The sequence below is a fragment of the Amycolatopsis sp. NPDC003676 genome, assembly GCF_053587275.1.
In genome coordinates, this window is sequence record NZ_JBSFNS010000149.1 from 1 (window position 1) to 16075 (window position 16075).

Annotated in this window: 19 protein-coding genes; 5 read left to right on the forward strand and 14 right to left on the reverse strand. The window is 67.5% G+C overall.

Features of this window, described 5'->3' with window-relative positions:
- Positions 1–183 precede the first annotated feature (183 nt).
- Positions 184–753 carry a DUF3995 domain-containing protein gene (locus tag ACWDNU_RS41265; protein WP_449672850.1) on the forward strand — a complete coding sequence of 190 codons (570 nt, stop codon included), beginning with the start codon at positions 184–186 and terminating at the stop codon, positions 751–753.
- 29 nt (positions 754–782) lie between these two features.
- Here ACWDNU_RS41265 and ACWDNU_RS41270 read toward each other — a convergent pair whose 3' ends face one another.
- A complete protein-coding gene (locus ACWDNU_RS41270) occupies positions 783–1382 on the reverse strand; it encodes a TetR/AcrR family transcriptional regulator (protein WP_370940424.1) in 600 nt (199 codons plus the stop codon).
- Positions 1383–1433: 51 nt separating this feature from the next.
- On the opposite strand from ACWDNU_RS41270, the gene ACWDNU_RS41275 reads away from it, so the two are divergent.
- On the forward strand, positions 1434–2237 hold the full coding sequence (locus ACWDNU_RS41275; protein ID WP_449672851.1) for a class I SAM-dependent methyltransferase: 804 nt from the start codon (positions 1434–1436) through the stop codon (positions 2235–2237).
- Positions 2238–2244: 7 nt separating this feature from the next.
- Here ACWDNU_RS41275 and ACWDNU_RS41280 read toward each other — a convergent pair whose 3' ends face one another.
- Genes ACWDNU_RS41280 through ACWDNU_RS41290 form a run of 3 tightly spaced genes read right to left on the reverse strand, consistent with a single transcriptional unit; the run spans position 2245 to position 4922 of the window.
- Positions 2245–2439 (reverse strand): ferredoxin, encoded by a 195-nt coding sequence (locus ACWDNU_RS41280; RefSeq protein WP_116201635.1) that lies wholly within the window; start codon positions 2437–2439, stop codon positions 2245–2247.
- Between the two features lie 40 nt (positions 2440–2479).
- Positions 2480–3685, reverse strand: a complete 1206-nt coding sequence (locus tag ACWDNU_RS41285; protein ID WP_449672852.1) for a cytochrome P450 — start codon at positions 3683–3685, stop codon at positions 2480–2482.
- A 10-nt stretch (positions 3686–3695) separates the two neighbouring features.
- Positions 3696–4922: a cytochrome P450 gene (locus ACWDNU_RS41290; protein WP_370940421.1), complete on the reverse strand. Its 1227-nt coding sequence runs from the start codon at positions 4920–4922 to the stop codon at positions 3696–3698.
- A 205-nt stretch (positions 4923–5127) separates the two neighbouring features.
- Between ACWDNU_RS41290 and ACWDNU_RS41295 the strand changes: the two genes are divergently transcribed.
- Entirely contained in the window at positions 5128–5760 is a 633-nt protein-coding gene (locus ACWDNU_RS41295; RefSeq protein ID WP_344270676.1) for a TetR/AcrR family transcriptional regulator, read from the forward strand.
- 46 nt (positions 5761–5806) lie between these two features.
- Complete coding sequence (locus ACWDNU_RS41300; protein WP_449672853.1) at positions 5807–6445, forward strand: DUF4232 domain-containing protein; 639 nt, start codon at positions 5807–5809, stop codon at positions 6443–6445.
- A 12-nt stretch (positions 6446–6457) separates the two neighbouring features.
- Here the strand turns inward: ACWDNU_RS41300 and ACWDNU_RS41305 are convergent, their stop codons facing one another.
- The 10 genes from ACWDNU_RS41305 to ACWDNU_RS41350 all read right to left on the reverse strand — a co-directional run bounded on the left by ACWDNU_RS41305 (position 6458) and on the right by ACWDNU_RS41350 (position 15389).
- Complete coding sequence (locus ACWDNU_RS41305) at positions 6458–7306, reverse strand: helix-turn-helix domain-containing protein (RefSeq protein WP_370940418.1); 849 nt, start codon at positions 7304–7306, stop codon at positions 6458–6460.
- Between the two features lie 140 nt (positions 7307–7446).
- A complete protein-coding gene (locus ACWDNU_RS41310; protein ID WP_449672854.1) occupies positions 7447–7686 on the reverse strand; it encodes a hypothetical protein in 240 nt (79 codons plus the stop codon).
- Positions 7687–7824: 138 nt separating this feature from the next.
- Complete coding sequence (locus ACWDNU_RS41315; RefSeq protein WP_449672855.1) at positions 7825–8577, reverse strand: ESX secretion-associated protein EspG; 753 nt, start codon at positions 8575–8577, stop codon at positions 7825–7827.
- Between the two features lie 14 nt (positions 8578–8591).
- On the reverse strand, positions 8592–9932 hold the full coding sequence (locus ACWDNU_RS41320) for a hypothetical protein (RefSeq protein WP_449672856.1): 1341 nt from the start codon (positions 9930–9932) through the stop codon (positions 8592–8594).
- A complete protein-coding gene (locus ACWDNU_RS41325; protein ID WP_449672857.1) occupies positions 9932–10561 on the reverse strand; it encodes a DUF3558 domain-containing protein in 630 nt (209 codons plus the stop codon). The genes ACWDNU_RS41320 and ACWDNU_RS41325 overlap by 1 nt, the downstream gene beginning before the upstream one ends.
- Complete coding sequence (locus ACWDNU_RS41330) at positions 10558–10989, reverse strand: hypothetical protein (protein WP_449672858.1); 432 nt, start codon at positions 10987–10989, stop codon at positions 10558–10560. The genes ACWDNU_RS41325 and ACWDNU_RS41330 overlap by 4 nt, the downstream gene beginning before the upstream one ends.
- Positions 10990–11351: 362 nt before the next feature.
- Positions 11352–12218, reverse strand: a complete 867-nt coding sequence (locus ACWDNU_RS41335) for an aldehyde dehydrogenase family protein (RefSeq protein WP_370940412.1) — start codon at positions 12216–12218, stop codon at positions 11352–11354.
- The gene (locus ACWDNU_RS41340; protein ID WP_370940411.1) at positions 12211–13644 is read right to left on the reverse strand and encodes an aldehyde dehydrogenase family protein; all 1434 of its coding nucleotides are present in this window, start codon (positions 13642–13644) and stop codon (positions 12211–12213) included. The genes ACWDNU_RS41335 and ACWDNU_RS41340 overlap by 8 nt, the downstream gene beginning before the upstream one ends.
- A 1-nt stretch (position 13645) precedes the next feature.
- Positions 13646–14620, reverse strand: coding sequence for a deoxyribose-phosphate aldolase (gene deoC / locus ACWDNU_RS41345; protein WP_370940410.1), 975 nt, complete (start codon positions 14618–14620; stop codon positions 13646–13648).
- A gap of 136 nt (positions 14621–14756) precedes the next feature.
- Complete coding sequence (locus ACWDNU_RS41350) at positions 14757–15389, reverse strand: DUF1707 SHOCT-like domain-containing protein (protein WP_370940574.1); 633 nt, start codon at positions 15387–15389, stop codon at positions 14757–14759.
- A 105-nt stretch (positions 15390–15494) separates the two neighbouring features.
- Between ACWDNU_RS41350 and ACWDNU_RS41355 the strand changes: the two genes are divergently transcribed.
- Complete coding sequence (locus ACWDNU_RS41355; protein WP_370940409.1) at positions 15495–15938, forward strand: protein-tyrosine phosphatase family protein; 444 nt, start codon at positions 15495–15497, stop codon at positions 15936–15938.
- Positions 15939–16075 lie beyond the last annotated feature (137 nt).

A 16075-nucleotide genomic window follows, 5' to 3' on the forward strand; every position in this document is an offset into this window, starting at 1 on the left:
CCCGATCATCCGTGGGCACTTCAGCCTTGAACCCGGTCAACGCCCGCTGCGCCACCCCCAGCACGTTGTACGCGGCCCGATCTGAATCAACCGGCATGAACACTCACGACCCCACTCTCACGGGGGAGACACTTCCCTCCCGCGCCCGATCCCCTCCGCCCCGCTCCAGGCGACGCTTCACGTATGTCGCCGAAGCAAGCCGAGTTGAGCAACTGGCCGGGTTACGCCGCCGCGGTCTGGGGAGTGGCGTTCGCCGTCCCCAGCTTCGTCTGGGCGACGGGCAACACCTTCGGCGCAACCTCGACGGTGTCGCCGTCGCTCGTCAAACTCGCGCAGGACCGGGTGCCGTGGTTTGTGGCCGTCCTGGTGATCACCGGTCTGCTGAAGGTTTTCGGTGCCGTGATCGGCATCAGCCTGACGCAGCCGCGCGGCCGGTGGCTCAGCCGGACGATGGTGTTCTGCGGTGCCGGTGCGGCGATTCTGCTGGCCTGGCACGGCGGGCTGTTCGTCGTACAGGGCGTGCTGGTCAAGACTGGCGCTGTAGCCGTCGATCCGGCTTTGTCTGACCTGGTCGGCTGGTACCTCTATCTGTGGGGGCCGTGGTTCATCGCTGGTGGTCTCGCTTTCGCCGGGACTGTCGCGTTGTACCTGCGGCACCGCGATGACCGACGCACGTTGACGCGCTACGGGGTGGTGGGCGCGTTGGGTGCGTTGGCCCTGTCGGTGGCCGCGGTGGCCACCGGCATTGGGTGAACTGGGGGTCGTGAGTGTTGATCCCGGTTCTAACCGGGATCAACACTCACGAGCACCCCAGCGAGGACGGTGGCCGCCATCTGCCGCACCGCCTCCTCGCTCGGCGGCTCCCCGGTGCGATCGGCGAAGAGCAGATGGCCCGCCCCGATGAGCGTCGGAGCCAGCGTCTGGACGTCGGCGTCCGGAACGAGACGGCCGAGATTTCTTTCCGCGGCAAGGTAATCCGCGAGCACGTTCGCCGCGTCGGTGGCCAGCGGAATTCCCGGGCCCGGCCGCGCGGCCCGGAGCCGGTGCCGCAGTTCGTCGCGGAAGGTGATCAGGGCGACGATCGACACCGCGACCGACGAGAAGACCTCCGTGAGCACTTCGGCCACTGTCTCGACCAGATCGCCGGTTCCGGCCCGCAGGTCGTCCGCGCGGGCTTCAAGACGCTGGATCCGGTCGAGCACCAGCGCGGCGAGGAAAGCGTCGAAATCCTCGAAATGCCGGTGCAGCACGCCCTTCGCGCAATCCGCCTCGGTGGTGACGGCGCGACTGGTGAGACCGCTCGGGCCCGCGCGCAGCAAAACCCGTTCCGCGGCGTCGAAAAGCTGGGCGCGGACGTCGCGGAGATGGATCCCGGTGGGCAACTTGAGGGTCCTTCCTAGCCATAGTGGGCGCTTGCCCACTATGGTGGGCACATGCCCACTTTACCCCGTCCCGAACCGCATCAGCACCGGACCATGGCGGAGTCGTTCGGCGTCGATCCCGAGCGCTACGACCGGGCGCGCCCGCGTTACCCGGACGAACTGGTGACCGCCGTCCTCGCGGCGAGCCCGGGGAAGGAAATTCTCAACGTCGGCTGCGGAACCGGCATCGAGGGGCGGCAATTTCGCGCCCACGGCACCGTGGTTCTCGGCGTGGAACCGGACGAGCGGATGGCGGAGTTCGCCCGGCGCGGTTTCCCGGTCGAGGTCGCGAAATTCGAGGAATGGGCCCCGGCGGGAAGGACGTTCGACGCCCTCGTGTCCGGACAGGCGTGGCACTGGGTCGACCCCGTCGCGGGAGCCGCGAAGGCCGCGCAGGTGCTCCGCCCGGGCGGCCGGTTCGCCGCGTTCTGGCACGTCTTCATGCCGCCGGAAGAAATTTCGCACGCACTGGCGGACGCGTTGCGCCGGGCGATGCCGGATTCGCCGTTCAGCGGCAACTACCTGAAAAGCCCCAGCCCGGACGCCTATCAGCCGATGCTCGACAAAGCCGCCGCCGGTTTGGCCGAGACCGGCGCGTTCGCGGAAACGGAGAACTGGCGCTACGACTGGACGCAGAACTACAGCCGCGACGAGTGGCTGGACTTGCTCGCGACCCAGGGCGGTGTGACCGTGGCGACGCCGGAGCAGCGCGACCAGGTGCTGGCCGAGGTCGGAGCCGCGATTGACGCGCGCGGCGGTCACCTGACGACGAATTACTCGACCGCCGTGGTGACCGCCGTCCGCTTGTCTTCTTGACCTCTGGTCACTCCTCCAGCGAAAGCGCCTGGCTCGGGCAGATGTTCACGGCCTCGCGCGCCTTCTCGATCAGTTCGCCGTCCGGAGTGTCGTTGAGGACGATGACCGTGCCGTCGTCCTCGCTCTGGTCGAACAGCGCGGGCTCGGTGAGCACGCACTGGCCGGCGCCGACGCACTTGCCGGTGTCCGCGATGATCTTCATGATGGCCTCTTCCTGGCTTGTGGTGGGAGCACTCTGATCTCTACCAGGTCACCGGCAACTGGTACAGGCCGAAGATCGTGGCGTCCTTCTTCACCGGCAGCTGGTCGGCCGGGAGCGTGCACGTGAGCGTCGGGATGCGGCGGAACAGCGTGTCGAACACGATCTGCAGCTCCATCCGCGCCAGGTTCTGCCCGAGGCACTGGTGCGGCCCGAACCCGAACGCGACGTGGTGGCGCGCGCCGCGTTCGAGGTCGAGCTTTTCCGGGCTCTCGAACACCTCCGGGTCCCAGTTCGCGGCGTAGCCCAGCACGAGCACGCCCTCGCCGGCCTTGATCGTGACGCCGCCGATCTCCACGTCCTCGGTCGCGACCCGCGCGGTCGCGCCTTCGACAATCGTGAAGTAGCGAAGGAGTTCCTCGACCGCGAGGAGCGTCTTGCCGGGGTCGGCCTCGATCGTCGCGCGCTGTCCGGGGTTCTCCAGCAGCCCGATGGTGCCGAGCGAGATCATGTTCGCGGTGGTCTCGTGCCCGGCGACCAGCAGCAGGAAGGCCAGCCCGATCATCGCGTCGTGGTCGTAAGTGCCTTCCTCGCGGCGCTTGACGATCTGCCTGCCGAGGAGATCGTCGGTCGGGTCCTTCTCCTTCGCCGCGACCAGGCCGCCGAGATACGCGCGCAGTTCCTCGGACGCCTTCTTGCGATCCTCGACGCTGGTGCTGCGGCGGATGAGCGCCATGGTGCGCTCTTGGAAGTAGTCGTGATCGCCGTACGGGACGCCGAGCAGTTCGCAGATCACCAGCGACGGCACCGGCAGCGACAGCTTTTCCACCAGGTCCGCCGGTTTCGGCCCGGCGAGCAGGTCGTCGATCAGGCCGTCGACGATCTCCTGGATCCGCGGCCGCATCGCTTCGACCCGCTTGACGGTGAACTCGCCGAGCACCTCCCGGCGGGCCTCGCCGTGCTCGGGCGCGTCCATCCCGATCATGGCCTTTTGCTTGGCGTTGGTGAGAATCGCGGCTCCGCCCTCGGCGAGGAACGGGAAATTGGGCAGGAACCGGTCGGAGGAGAACCGGCGGTCGCCGAGGATCTGCCGGGCTTCTTCGTGCCGCGCGGCGACCCAGGCCTGCTTGCCGCCCGGGATCTGCACGCGGTGCAGCGCGCTGTCCTCGCGCATCCGGACGTACTGCTCCGGCTGAGAGAACGGGCAGGTGCGGGCGACCGGCATGCGGAGTTCTTCAGTGGCAGTCATCGTTTCCCCTTCACCAGGTCACCGGGAGGCAGTAGAGCCCGAAGACGCCGGAGTCGTGTTTGAACGGCAACTGGTCGACCGGCGCGGCGAGACGCAGCGTCGGGATGCGGCGGAAAAGCGTGTCGAACACGATCTGCAGTTCCATCCGCGCGAGGTTCTGGCCGAGGCACTGGTGCGCGCCGAAGCCGAACGCGACGTGGTGCCTGCCGCCGCGGGTGATGTCGAGCCGCTCGGGCTCGGGGAAGACGTCGGGGTCGAAGTTCGCCGCGTAGCTCAGGCCGAGCACGCCTTCTCCAGCCTTGATGGTAACGCCCGCGATGTCGACGTCCTCAAGAGCGACGCGAGTGGTGGCGAATTCCGCGATGGTGAAGTAGCGCAGCAATTCCTCGACGGCGTCGAGGGTTTTGCCCGGATCCTCCTTGATCGCGGCGAGCGCGTCCGGGTTCTCGAGCAACGCGACGGTGCCGAGCGAAATCATGTTCGCGGTGGTCTCGTGCCCGGCGATGAGCAGCAGGAACGCCAGCGACACGAGGGCGTCGTGGTCGTAGTCGTTCTCTTCGCGCTTCTTCGCGATCTGCCGGCTGAGCAGATCGTCCGCCGGTGCGGTTTCCTTCGCGGACACCAGTTCGGACAGGTAATTCTGCATTTCGTCGACTGATTCGGTGCGCTCGTCGAGGGTCGATTCGCGGTTGAGGATGCGCGAGCTGTGCTTCTGGAAGAAGTCGTGGTCGGAGTACGGGACTCCGAGCTGCTCGCAGATCACCAATGACGGCACCGGAAGCGAGAGGGCGGACACGAGGTCGGCGGGCTTGTCGCCGGCCAACATCGCGTCAATGTGCTGGTCCACGATCTCCTGGATGCGCGGCTGCAGCGCCTTCATCCGCTTGACGGTGAACTCGCCGACGACGCCCCGCCGGGCCGGGCCGTGCACCGGCGCGTCCATCGCGATCAGCGACGGGGGCAGCTTCGGGCGGCGCTGCTGGCCGTTCTTGAACAGGATCGGGAAGCCGGGGTTGAAGCGGTCCGAGCTGAAGCGCGGGTCGTTCAGCATCGCCCGCAGGTCCTCGTGCCGGTTCAGCACCCAGGTGCGCTGGCCACTGTGTTCGAGTTCGACGTAGTGCGCGCGAGCGTCGCGGAACCGGTCGTAGCCCGGCGGCGGCGCGAACGGGCACGTCCGTTTCATCGGGAAAGCGGCCTGTTCCGGCTGGATGCGGCTGGACTGGGCGACTTCGGTCATCAGAACCCCCTGTGGTGGGTTTGCCCCGTTACGGAATGAATGTGGAGGATTACATTCCGGTTCACGGCCCAAGGTACCGAAGTGGAGGATCGTCGTCCACTAGCAACGGGGTGACAATTGCTGTCCGGCCCGGCTTGCCGGCACGTTTGCGCAGTTGGCCGGGCATGCGAGAATGCGCGCCAACCGGAAGAGGGAAGGCCGGGTTATGAGTGCAGACCCCGAGACGCCGCTGCGGGCGGACGCGCAACGCAACCGCGACCAGATCATCGCCGCGGCTCGCGTCATCTTCGCCAGTCATGGTCCCGAGGTCCCGATGGAGGAGATAGCGCGCGCGGCCGGCGTCGGCGTGGGCACTCTTTACCGGCGCTTTCCGGACCGCGACGCGCTGATCCGCGCGGTGGCGGTGGACAATTTCGCGGGCGTGCTGGACAACGCCAAGCGGCTGTCGGTGGAGGCGCCGTCCGCGTGGGAAGCGTTGGTGCAGTTGCTGTACCACGGCGCGGAACTGCAGCTGTCGATGCAATTGGCGATGCTTTCGCAGCGGGCGCACGAAATTCTCAAAGACGATCCCGAGGTGGCGCACCTGCGCGAAGCGGTGCTGCTCGAGGTCGACGACCTGGTGGTCCGGGCGCAGGCCGAGGGGGCGCTGCGCAAGGACGTGGGCGCGGGCGACGTCGCGGTGCTGTTCGCGCGCATCGTGCGGCAACTGCCCGCGCACCGGCTGAAGACGCCGGAACTAGCGACTGCCCGCAGCATCGCCATCATGATCGACGGCCTGCGCGCCGGCCCGGTCACTCCGCTGCCGGGGCGGCCGCTCGGCAAGGACGACTTGATCTGACCCTTTCTTCGGACGTGTCGGGCCGTCTCGGGTTGCCTCGATAGGGGTGATCGCACAACGGGCCATCGGGACGCGGCCGGGGACGTCTTATCTCGTGAAAGCCGGTGCGGAGCCGCCGGAAAACGCGAGAGGGGACGAGATCATGAAGAACATCCGCCGAATTGCCATCGCCGTCGCTGTCGCCGGGGGCGCTGCCGCGGCCTTCGCCGGGACGGCCGCCGCCACGACCGCGAGCACGGACTCGTCGGCGCTTCCGTGCACCGCGAACCAGTTCAGCACCAAGCTCGTCTACGGCGGGGCCGGCGCGGGCCAGCGCCAGGCGGCGCTGCAGTTCACCGCGAACGAGGGCGAGCGGTGCGTCCTGTCCGGCCGGGCCGACGTCAACCTGGTCGGCGCGCACGACGTCCTGGTCAACAACGAGGCGCCGGCCGACGCGCCGCCGGTGCTGATCGCGAACGGTTCGTCGGCGTACGTGCCGCTGCACTGGACCGCTATCGGTTCTGACGACGAGCAGCAGACGCCGAACGCGGTGACCGTGACCGCTCCGGCCGACTCCAACCCGCACGGGGACCCGATCGACCCGAACGTGACGGTGGACTGGACCTTCGGCGCGGTGGACGCCAACGCGGACAGCCACACCATCGACGTCGGTGCGCTGACCGCCGGTGAAGCGCCTGCCGCGTAAGGATTTCCCGGGCTAGCTCGGCGGTGCTGCGCGGGTGAGGGAATCGAGGACCCGCAGCAGCACCGCCCGGGCGGCGTCGCCCTCGGCCGCGACTGTCCACAGTAGATCCGCGACCTCGTGGTACGGGTCGGAGTCGCTCGCGATGTGCTCGCCCTCCGGGGTTTCGACCATCGCGACGTCGTCGACGACCCAGAAGTCCGCGGTGACCGGGTAGGGCAGGACGACGTCCGCGGGGATGATGCCGAAGCGGATGTTCGGGGTGCCGAGCAGCGCGAGCAGCTTGTGCACCTGCGCGATCATCACCTCGTGCGGCGCGTTCGGGTAGCGCAGCGCGGCCTCGGAGGTGAGCAGTTCGATGGTCCGGCCGGGTTCGTAGAGGATCTGCTGGCGCTGCATCCGCGCCCGGACCGCCTCGGTGATGTCCTGTCCGCCGCCGTGGACCCGGGCGTGGGCGAGCAAGGTGTGTCGCGCGTACTCCGGGGTTTGCAGCAATCCGGAGACGATTCGCAGATCGACCGCGCGAATTCGTAGCGCGCGGGCCTCTCTGGCAATGGATTCCTCTTGTCTGGCCCGGTGTCCGTCGCGGACTTTGTCTTTCCAGCTGGCGTGCGCGTCGCGGACGCCGACGAGTTGCTCCCGCAGCTGCTCGGCCAGCTCCGGCGGTCCGCCGACGGCGGCGATCCAGGCGTCGAGGTCGTCGTCGCCGACGGTCTGCCTGCCGTTCTCGATTTTGCTGACCTTGGGCGCGTTCCAGCCGATGGCCTTGGCGAAATCCTTCCCGGTCTCGTAGCCCGCGTCGACCCGGAGCCGGCGCAGGCGGTCGCCAAGCTCTGCCCGGCGTTTCTCGAAACTGGTAGGCACTCGCCCTCGCTATCGCATGCGGAATTCCTCGAACCCAATGGCATCTTCCCACACCTGGGGTCGAGTTTCGAGAAATCCTGGGCGGCTAGTGCGTCTGAATCGCCGAGATGCCCTTGCCTTGCCTGCGCCGGTCGTCGTGCTCAGGCTTCCTGCGGGAAGAACCTGAGCAGGCCGACGGGGATTTCGACGGCCGTCTCGGTGTCCGGCATGCCGCGTTCGCGCAGTTGCCGCAACGCGTGGGCGTCGGTGACCCGGTAGCCCTGGACGACGTAGGTGCCGCGGTTGGTGCGATAAGCGTTGGGGCAGTTGCCGCCCGCGCTGGTGGTTCCGAGGAACTCGAGGGCGAGTGCTTCTTCGGGCTGAGCGGGATGCAGGGTCATGCGGAGTCCTCCTGACGTGCTGACAGCGCCTGTACCGGACACGGGGTGTCGAAATTTCCCCAATGGCACATGTTGGCAGAGAATTTCGCGAAAGCATAGAGGGGTGGCGCGAAATGTTGCCGCCTCGTGGTCCTTCGCTCAGCCGAGTTCGGCGAGCGTCAGCGCCAGCGCGTCGACGAGATGGGAGCGGGTGCCGGAGTAGACGTTGATCTGCAGCCCGCCGTCGCCGTCGGGGCTCACGAAGCTCAGCACGCGCCCGCGTCCGGTGAGGTCGATCGCGGACAGCGGAGTGCTGTGCGTCCGGCTGCCGTCGGGCCCGCGGACCGCGACATGCATCAGATGCACCGCGTCGCGCCGGGCCCGCATCAGGTGCCGCAATTCGTCCGCGCTGGCCGACGATTCGGCGAGGGGATCGGCGGAGGCGCTGTCGTAGTAGTCCTTGGGCACCTTGAGCGGCCGGAGCTTCGCCGGAGCACAGCAGGGCAGCAGATCGACCAGGCTGCCGCCGATGTCGCGCGGCGAAACGGGCTCGAGCTGCACGGACCGGTTGTCCGTCACGAGCCGAACAGCCTCTCGTCCCGCTGCCGCAACGAGAATCGCCCCGCTGTCCCCGCGCCGGTTGCCGAAATCGCTCCAGGAATACACCTCGCGCCGAGCTTCGGCGAGGAGTTCGAGCGTGTCGCGCAGCCGCGGACTGGGTGCGCCGCTCGCCGCGAGCCCGAACCTCGCCAGCAGCCCGTACGACTGGACCCGGAGCTTCTCGGAGAACTCGTCGGTCATGAACATCGGCGCGTGCTCGACGACCACCGGCGGTTCGCCGAGTTTCTCGTGGCCCCACAAGGCGAGAAACGCCAACCGCGGCATCCGGACCGGTCTCTCGAGGATCGGCATCGCTTGGCGCTCCCTTAGCCGCCGATGGTCGGTGGCGTAGGAGGCAAGCCGGTGCGGGGGTCCACGGTGCGTTCGCCGTCGTCGTCGGTGATGGAGAAGGCGGCGTCGGTATCCAGGCCGTATTTGCGGTGGTGTTCTTGGGAGTCTTGGTCTTTGTCTTTGCCGCGGGCCGGGGTTGTCCCGGTAATGCCTGGGGTGCCTCGGGTTCCGGTCTTGCCTGGTGCGGCGCTTGCACCGCAGGTTGTGTTGGCCGCTGCGCGGCCTTCTGCACCGGTTCCTCTGCCGGTCCCTGGCCGGGCCGGGCTGCCGGTGGGGCTGCGAGGTTCGCCCGTGCGGTTGCTTTCCCCTGTGCTCCTACCGACGTTGCCCGCGGTTCCGTGTCCACCTTTCATCGGAATCGGTGACCATGGGGTTCTGCCGCTGCCGGATTCGCCGACGTCGGTCGCTGCAGGGGACGGGGCCCAGCTCCTGGGCATCGTTGAGTTCGATGGCGGCGGCGACCACCCGGAAGCCGCTGTCGGGCTATCACTGTCTCCTGGCGGAGATATCGCACTTGGCCAGGCCGTACGGTCGGGCCCGTGCGTTACGTGAGGTCCGGACACCCTGTCAGAACTGTGTGCTGGTGAAGGCGTGGCGGACGGCGAGGGCGGTTCGTCGGGAGGGAGCCCGGTTCTTCTGTGCTGCGGGCCAGTACCCGGGCGCTTCTCAGGAGGAGCCTGGCCAGGGCTTGGGCCATTTACGATGTCCTGTCCGCCGAAGCTGTCGAGCTGACCGTAGTCGGTTTGCAGCTTCTCACCGTTAGCACCGGAATGCTGGAGATATGCTTGGTAACGGTCAACATTGTGCTGCGCCAGCGCGTTGTAGTAGCTGATCTCCTTCTCTGCGTCGGTCTCCCAAGGGGAGATCCGGTCGAAGAAGTTCAGATGAGGCGGGGCAGGCGGCATCTGCTCCAAGGAGGATTTCAGCGCATCGAACCCGTGCGCGATGTCGGTCAAATTAGAGCCGTTGGTGCCGTAGATAGCCGCGGACACGGCCGTTGTCTCGGCGAATCTGCGGATCCGTGACTTCGCCGCGTCCGCACCCGCGCCGGTCCAGGCGGACTCCAGTCCGGCGTTCACCCGGGAGAGTAAATCGCTGGCCTCGTTGTGCTGGTTGGAGAGGGTGTTCGCCTGTTCAGCCCCGCCGTGCCAGCTGGCCGTGCCCGGGCCTGCCAGGATCTTCTGGACCAGTTCGGATGCGGGCAGGGCTTCTGGGCCATGGCCCCCGTGCCAGAGCGTTGAGGCGAACTTGCCGAGGTCGTCGACGCGGTCGCCGATCCAGTGACCGGCTTCTTCGATCATCTCGATGAAACCCATCACGAGCCTGCCCGTTGGCGGAGATTCGTGGCAACGATTTCGGCGGCTTGCGCGGCAACCCCGCAGGGATCGACCTTTCCGGTTTTGCTTTCGCCGAGTGTGATCGTCACATCAACGGACAAGTCGTCTGAAGTTCCGAAGCTGACCTGACACGTACTGTTGAGCCCGATGCCCTCGAAGTCGGAGAAGGCGACGGCTGGAAGTCCTTGAAGCGGAGGGAGCGGTCTCCAAACCTTCACTTTCGGTTGACTGTTCTGGTAGACAGCGCTGAGCCCCTGATGGTCCTCAGTGACATAGCCCACTCGCACCGCAGCTCCGGAGTCGGCATTGTGCCAATCGCACGTCGGGCCGAGTCTCGCGGCAGTGCGCGGTTTTCCGGGAGGTGTGGTGGTGATGATGCGCCCCACTTGTGCTTCGGTCAGGGCGGTCTGGCAGGGGTCTCCGGACAGGACCGACGCGGGCAACGGGTGTTCGACTTTGGGTGCTCCGCTGTGAGGCAATGTGCTGGAGGCTGGTGACGCCGGACGAGCTGCGCTGGGGGGAGCCGATTCCGGGCCTCTGGAACAAGCTGTCGCGAGGACGGTGAATCCGATCGCGGCGATCAGGGTTAGGACATGGCGGGGGGTCATCCGGCGAACCCCGTTACGTTCTTGCCCGAGGCGGCGTTTTTCACGGATTCGGTAGCTGATTCTTCGGAATCCGCAGTAATCCCGAGCGCTGTTTCCAGCTTTAGTACCAGTTCGTTGGCGTAAGCATGAAGGCGTTGCACGTTCGCAAGGCCGGCTCCGAATGCCCCGGTCGCGGGCTCGTTGCCGAGTAGTTTCACCTGGTACGCATTGCTCGCAACATCGTCTGCAGGAGCAACGAGCCGAAGCAGGGACAGGGCAGCTGCGCGCATGTCGCCGAACTGTTTGCGGGCCTGCTTGGCCAGGTTGAGCATGCTGCGGGCATCGTCGCGGCTCATGGTGAAGCCGGGGCCGGGCGGTGTTCCGGTGCCGTCGGTGATGGTGAAGTCCGGCAACCAGGTTTTACCTGCGTTCGCGGCAGGCTGGTCCATGTCCTCGCCCTCCCCAAGACACGGCGGACATTTCGCGCATCGGTCGGTTCGGCGCCTCGCGGCGGTATTCACCGTAACCGACGGAGCACGGTAAGTCGTGGGGGTGCGGCGCATTTGCAGAAAATCGGCAAGGGATTCGCGCAATTGGGCGAATGCGACTGTTCGGAGGGAATGCAGCTGCGGAAATCTCTGTCCGGAAAAGCGGCGATGCGGCTTTCTCGATGCAGGACGGCTCACACTACTCCTTCTTGGTTGGCCGCCCAACCTAAGGAAAGCCTGCCCGGCGCGCAATTTTTTGAGTTGCCGCAGACAAAACCGCCGTTCCGGGTTAACCGGAACGGCGGTCTGGGTGAACTCGAATGTCAGACACCCATGGGGTGCCAGACGGTTTTTGCCTCCAGGTACCGCCGGATGCGGGACAGGTCTGGCTCCGCAGTCCAGTCCGGTTCGGTGTCGGGGACGGACAGGACTCGCTTCACCGTCCCGGCGGCTTCTTGGGCCAGGGTGACTCGGTCGGCGGGGGTGGCACCGGTCGGGTCTAGGGCGTTGACGTCTCCGTGGGAGGCCAGCCACGGGCCCAGTTCGGCGGCTCGGCCGGTGAGGATGTTGGCGGTGCCGCCGGGGACGTCGGAGGTGGCCAGGACCTCGGACAGGGTGATGGCGGGAAGCGGGCGGTCTGCGCTGGAGACCAGGACCGCGGTCGAGCCGGTGGCCAGGACTGGGGCCAGGACCGTCACCAGGCCGAGCAGGGAGGACTCCTGCGGGGCCAGTACTCCGACAACCCCGGTGGGCTCGGGGGTGGTGAAGGAGAAGTACGGGCCGGCTACCGGGTTGGCGGCGCCCAGCACGGACGCGATCTTGTCGGTCCAGCCCGCGTACCACACCCAGCGGTCGATGGCGGCGTCCACAATGGACTCGGCCTTCTTCGCGGCGACGCCTTCGCAGGCGGCTACCTCGGCGGCGAACTGGGCGCGGCGGCCTTCCATGACCTCGGCGACGCGGTAGAGAACTTGGCCGCGGTTGTAAGCAGTTGCCGACGACCAACCTGGGAACGCCTTGCGGGCGGCGGACACCGCGTCGCGCAGGTCTTTGCGGGAAGCGTGAGCCGCGTTGGCCAGGAAGGCGCCCTTGGAATCGGTGACGGGGTAGACCCGGCCGGATTCCGAGCGCGGGAATTTTCCGCCGATATAGAGTTTGTAGGTCTTCGCCACCGAAATTCGGTCAGACATTGAGGTAGGCCTCCAAACCGGTGCGTCCGCCTTCGCGGCCGAAACCGGACTCCTGGTAACCGCCGAACGGGGCGGCGGGGTCGAAGCGGTTGAACGTATTGGCCCAGACAACGCCTGCCCGGAGCTGGTTCGCCATCCACAGAATGCGCGAACCCTTCTCGGTCCAGATCCCCGCGGACAGCCCGTACGGCGTGTTGTTCGCCTTCGCCACAGCCTCTTCCGGCGTACGGAAGGTGAGAACCGACAGCACGGGGCCGAAGATCTCCTCCCGCGCGATCCGCATCGACTGGTGGACTTCCGAGAACACCGTCGGCGCGAAGAAGAAGCCGCGGTCGGGCACCGGGCACGGGCTGGTCCAGCGTTGCGCGCCTTCCGCGTCGCCGGATTCGACCAGGCCGCGGATCTTCGCCAGCTGCTCGGCCGAGTTGATGGCGCCGAGGTCGGTGTTCTTGTCCAGCGGGTCGCCGAGGCGCAGCGTCGACACCCGGTAGCGGAGTTTCTCCAGCACCTCTTCGGCTACCGACTCCTGCACCAGCAGTCGCGAACCCGCGCAGCAGACGTGGCCCTGGTTGAAGAAGATCCCGTTGACGATCCCCTCCACCGCCTGGTCCAGCGGTGCGTCGTCGAACACCACGTTCGCCGCCTTGCCGCCGAGTTCCAGGGTCAGCTTCTTGCGGGTGCCCGCGACGGTGCGCTGGATCAGCTTGCCGACCTCGGTGGAGCCGGTGAACGCGATCTTGTCGACGTCCGGATGCTCCACAATGGACGCTCCGATGTCGCCCGCGCCGGGCAGGATGTTCACCACGCCCGGCGGCAGCTCCGCCTGCTGGCAGATCTCGGCGAACACCAGCGCGGTCAGCGGCGTGGTCTCGGCGGGCTTCAGCACCACGGTGTTGCCGGTGGCCAGCGCCGGCGCGATCTTCCACGCCAGCATCAGCAGCGGGAAGTTCCACGGGATCACCTGGCCCGCGACGCCGAGCGGCTTCGGGTCCGGGCCGTAACCCGCGTAGCCGAGCTTGTCCGCCCAGCCCGCGTGGTAGAAGAAATGCGCGGCCGCGGTGGGCACGTCGGAATCGCGCGATTCCTTGATCGGCTTCCCGTTGTCCAGCGTTTCCAGCACTGCCAGCTCGCGCGAGCGTTCCTGGATCAGCCGGGCGATGCGGAACAGGTACTTCGCCCGTTCCGTGCCCGGCATTTTCGACCAGACCGACGTGTACGCCTTGCGCGCGGCCTTCACCGCGATGTCCACATCGGACGCTGACGCGGTGCCGACCTCGGCGAGGATCTCCTCAGTGGCTGGGTTGATCGTCTTGAGCGGCTCGCCGGAGCCATCGACGAATTCGCCGTTGATGAACGGCTTGTAATGCTCTTTCAGATTGGCCAGAGCGCGCGATTCGGGCGCGGGCGCGTATTCGAAGATGCCCATGTCAGTCCACCGTCACGTAGTCAGGGCCGCTGTAGTGGCCGTCCACCTGGGTGCGCCGCTGCAGCAGCAGGTCGTTGAGCAGGCTCGACGCGCCGAACCGGAACAGCTCCGGCGTGAGCCACTGCTCGCCCGCGACCTCGTGCACGGCGACGAGGTACTTGATCGCGTCCTTCGTCGTCCGGATCCCGCCCGCGGGCTTGACGCCGCGCAGTTCGCCGGTGCGCTCGTGCCAGTCGTGCACCGCCTGCAGCATCACGTGCGTGACCGGCAGCGTCGCGGCGGGCGACACCTTGCCGGTGGACGTCTTGATGAAGTCGCCGCCCGCCAGCAGCGCGAGCCAGGACGCGCGGCGCACGTTGTCGTACGTCGCCAGCTCGCCCGTCTCGAGGATCACCTTGAGGTGCGCCGAGCCGCAGGCCTCTTTCACGGCGCGGATCTCGTTGAACACCTCCAGGTAGCGGCCTTCGAGGAAGGCGCCGCGGTCGATCACCATGTCGACCTCGTCCGCGCCCGCCTCGACTGCCATCCGGGTGTCGGCCAGCTTGACCTCGCGGCTCGTGCGGCCCGCCGGGAAGCCGGTCGCGACGCTCGCCACCCGCACCCCGCTGCCCGCGAGCGCTTCGACGGCCGTCTCCACCAGGTCCGGGTACACGCACACGGCCGCGACGCGCGGGCAGTCCTGCCGCTCGGGGTCCGGCCGCATCGCCTTGGCGGCGAGGCCGCGGACCTTGCCGCGCGTGTCGGCTCCCTCGAGCGTGGTCAGGTCGACCATCGACACCGCGGTGTCGATCGCCCACCGCTTGGCTTCCTTCTTGATGCTCCGGGTCGCGAGCCCCGCCGCGCGCTGCTCGACGCCGACCTGGTCGACACCGGGCAGCCCGTGCAGGAACCGCCGCAGGCTCGCTTCGTCGCGAGTGACGTCCGTCAGCGGCGACGGGGTTTCCGGCGCCGCTGCCGGGCTGGTGGTAGCTGTCATACCGCTGAGTGTAGGTGCGCGACAGCAGGCGCCGGAGCGCTCACCGGAATCTGTGGACAGCTGGTCACGGGCTCGCAGTTGTCCACAGCCGCGGGCCGGGGGCGGCGGTTTTTGTCGGTGCCGTGTGCAGTCGGGTTCAGGACTCGATCTGCGGCGCGTTCACGTCCTTGGCCGGCTTGCGGTAGACCACTACGCCGCCCCAGAAGCCGAGGCCGTTGATCGTCACGGTCGGGGCGGTCGGCGGAGCGGGCGGCGCGCCGGACTTGTCCTCCAGCATGAACGCGCCCATGAAGCCGATGCCGGTGACGTTCACGTTGATGTCGTCGGGCACCGTGATCTCGATCCCGCCCATGATCGCGACGGCGGTGATCGTGCAGGATTTCTCCGCGAACCGGGCGCTGCGCAGGTCGATCTCGGCGCCGCCCCAGAACGCGAAAGTCGTGTGCTGCTGCGGCAGGACCCAGCTGCCCTTGCGCACGGCCCCGGACATCACGCCGATCGACACGGCGGAACCCGGATGCCCGCCGACGCGGTTGTCCGGCAGCCCGAGCGCGCGCGACGGGGCGGGCTGCAGCGAGGCCGAAGCGGTGGTGGCGACCGCGGCGCTGCCGGGCAGGTCCGCGGTCACCGGTTTCAGATCGGCGAACGTTTTCGCGGAGTATACGCTGGAAAGCCGCTCTTCCAGTTCGTTGATCGTGATGCGGCCTTCGGACAGCGCCTGGTGCAGCACCTGCGCGACCTGCTCCCGATCGGCGTCCGACACGCGCATCTGGTCCGGGCCCGGCGTGGCTGGGTCTTCACTCACCTGGGGCAGCCTAGTCCTGTCGGGTCCGGCTCGGGTCCGTCGAACGGTGGATAGGGGGATCATGGCGTGATGGATTCTGCGTTGGTGGGGACTTTGGTGCTTCCGGATGGGGCTGTCGTGCGGGCTCGGGGGTTGGGGAAGCCGAAGCCGGAGGGGCCGGAGCCGGAGTTCGGGTTGTATTTGGGGTCTCGGCGGATGCAAGGGAAGTACGAGCCGGGTCTGCGGTGGGAGCATCGGTGGATTCGGTGGCCGGACTTTTTGCTGCCGAGGGATCGGGAGGACGCCCGGTTGCAGATTTTGGGGTTGCATGAGCGGGCGGTTGCTGGGGAGGCCGTGGAGGTGGCTTGTCTTGGTGGGGTTGGGCGTAGTGGGACTGTGTTGGCTTGTCTCGTGACCATGGGTGGAGTGGGGCCTGAGGAGGCCGTTGCTTGGGTTCGGGAGAACCATCACGCTCGGGCGGTGGAGACGCCTTGGCAGCGGCGGTGGGTTCGGTGGTTTGCTGAGTCTCGGTAGGGTTCGGCTCGTCGCCTGGCGGCGACATTGCCGTGGGGGTTGCGTGGGGCACCCCGAAGCTTGAGTGTGCTGACGGTCTGGGGGTGCTTGTCAAGGCGCCGGCGGCCACCGGCAAACCGCTCGCCGAACTGGCGACT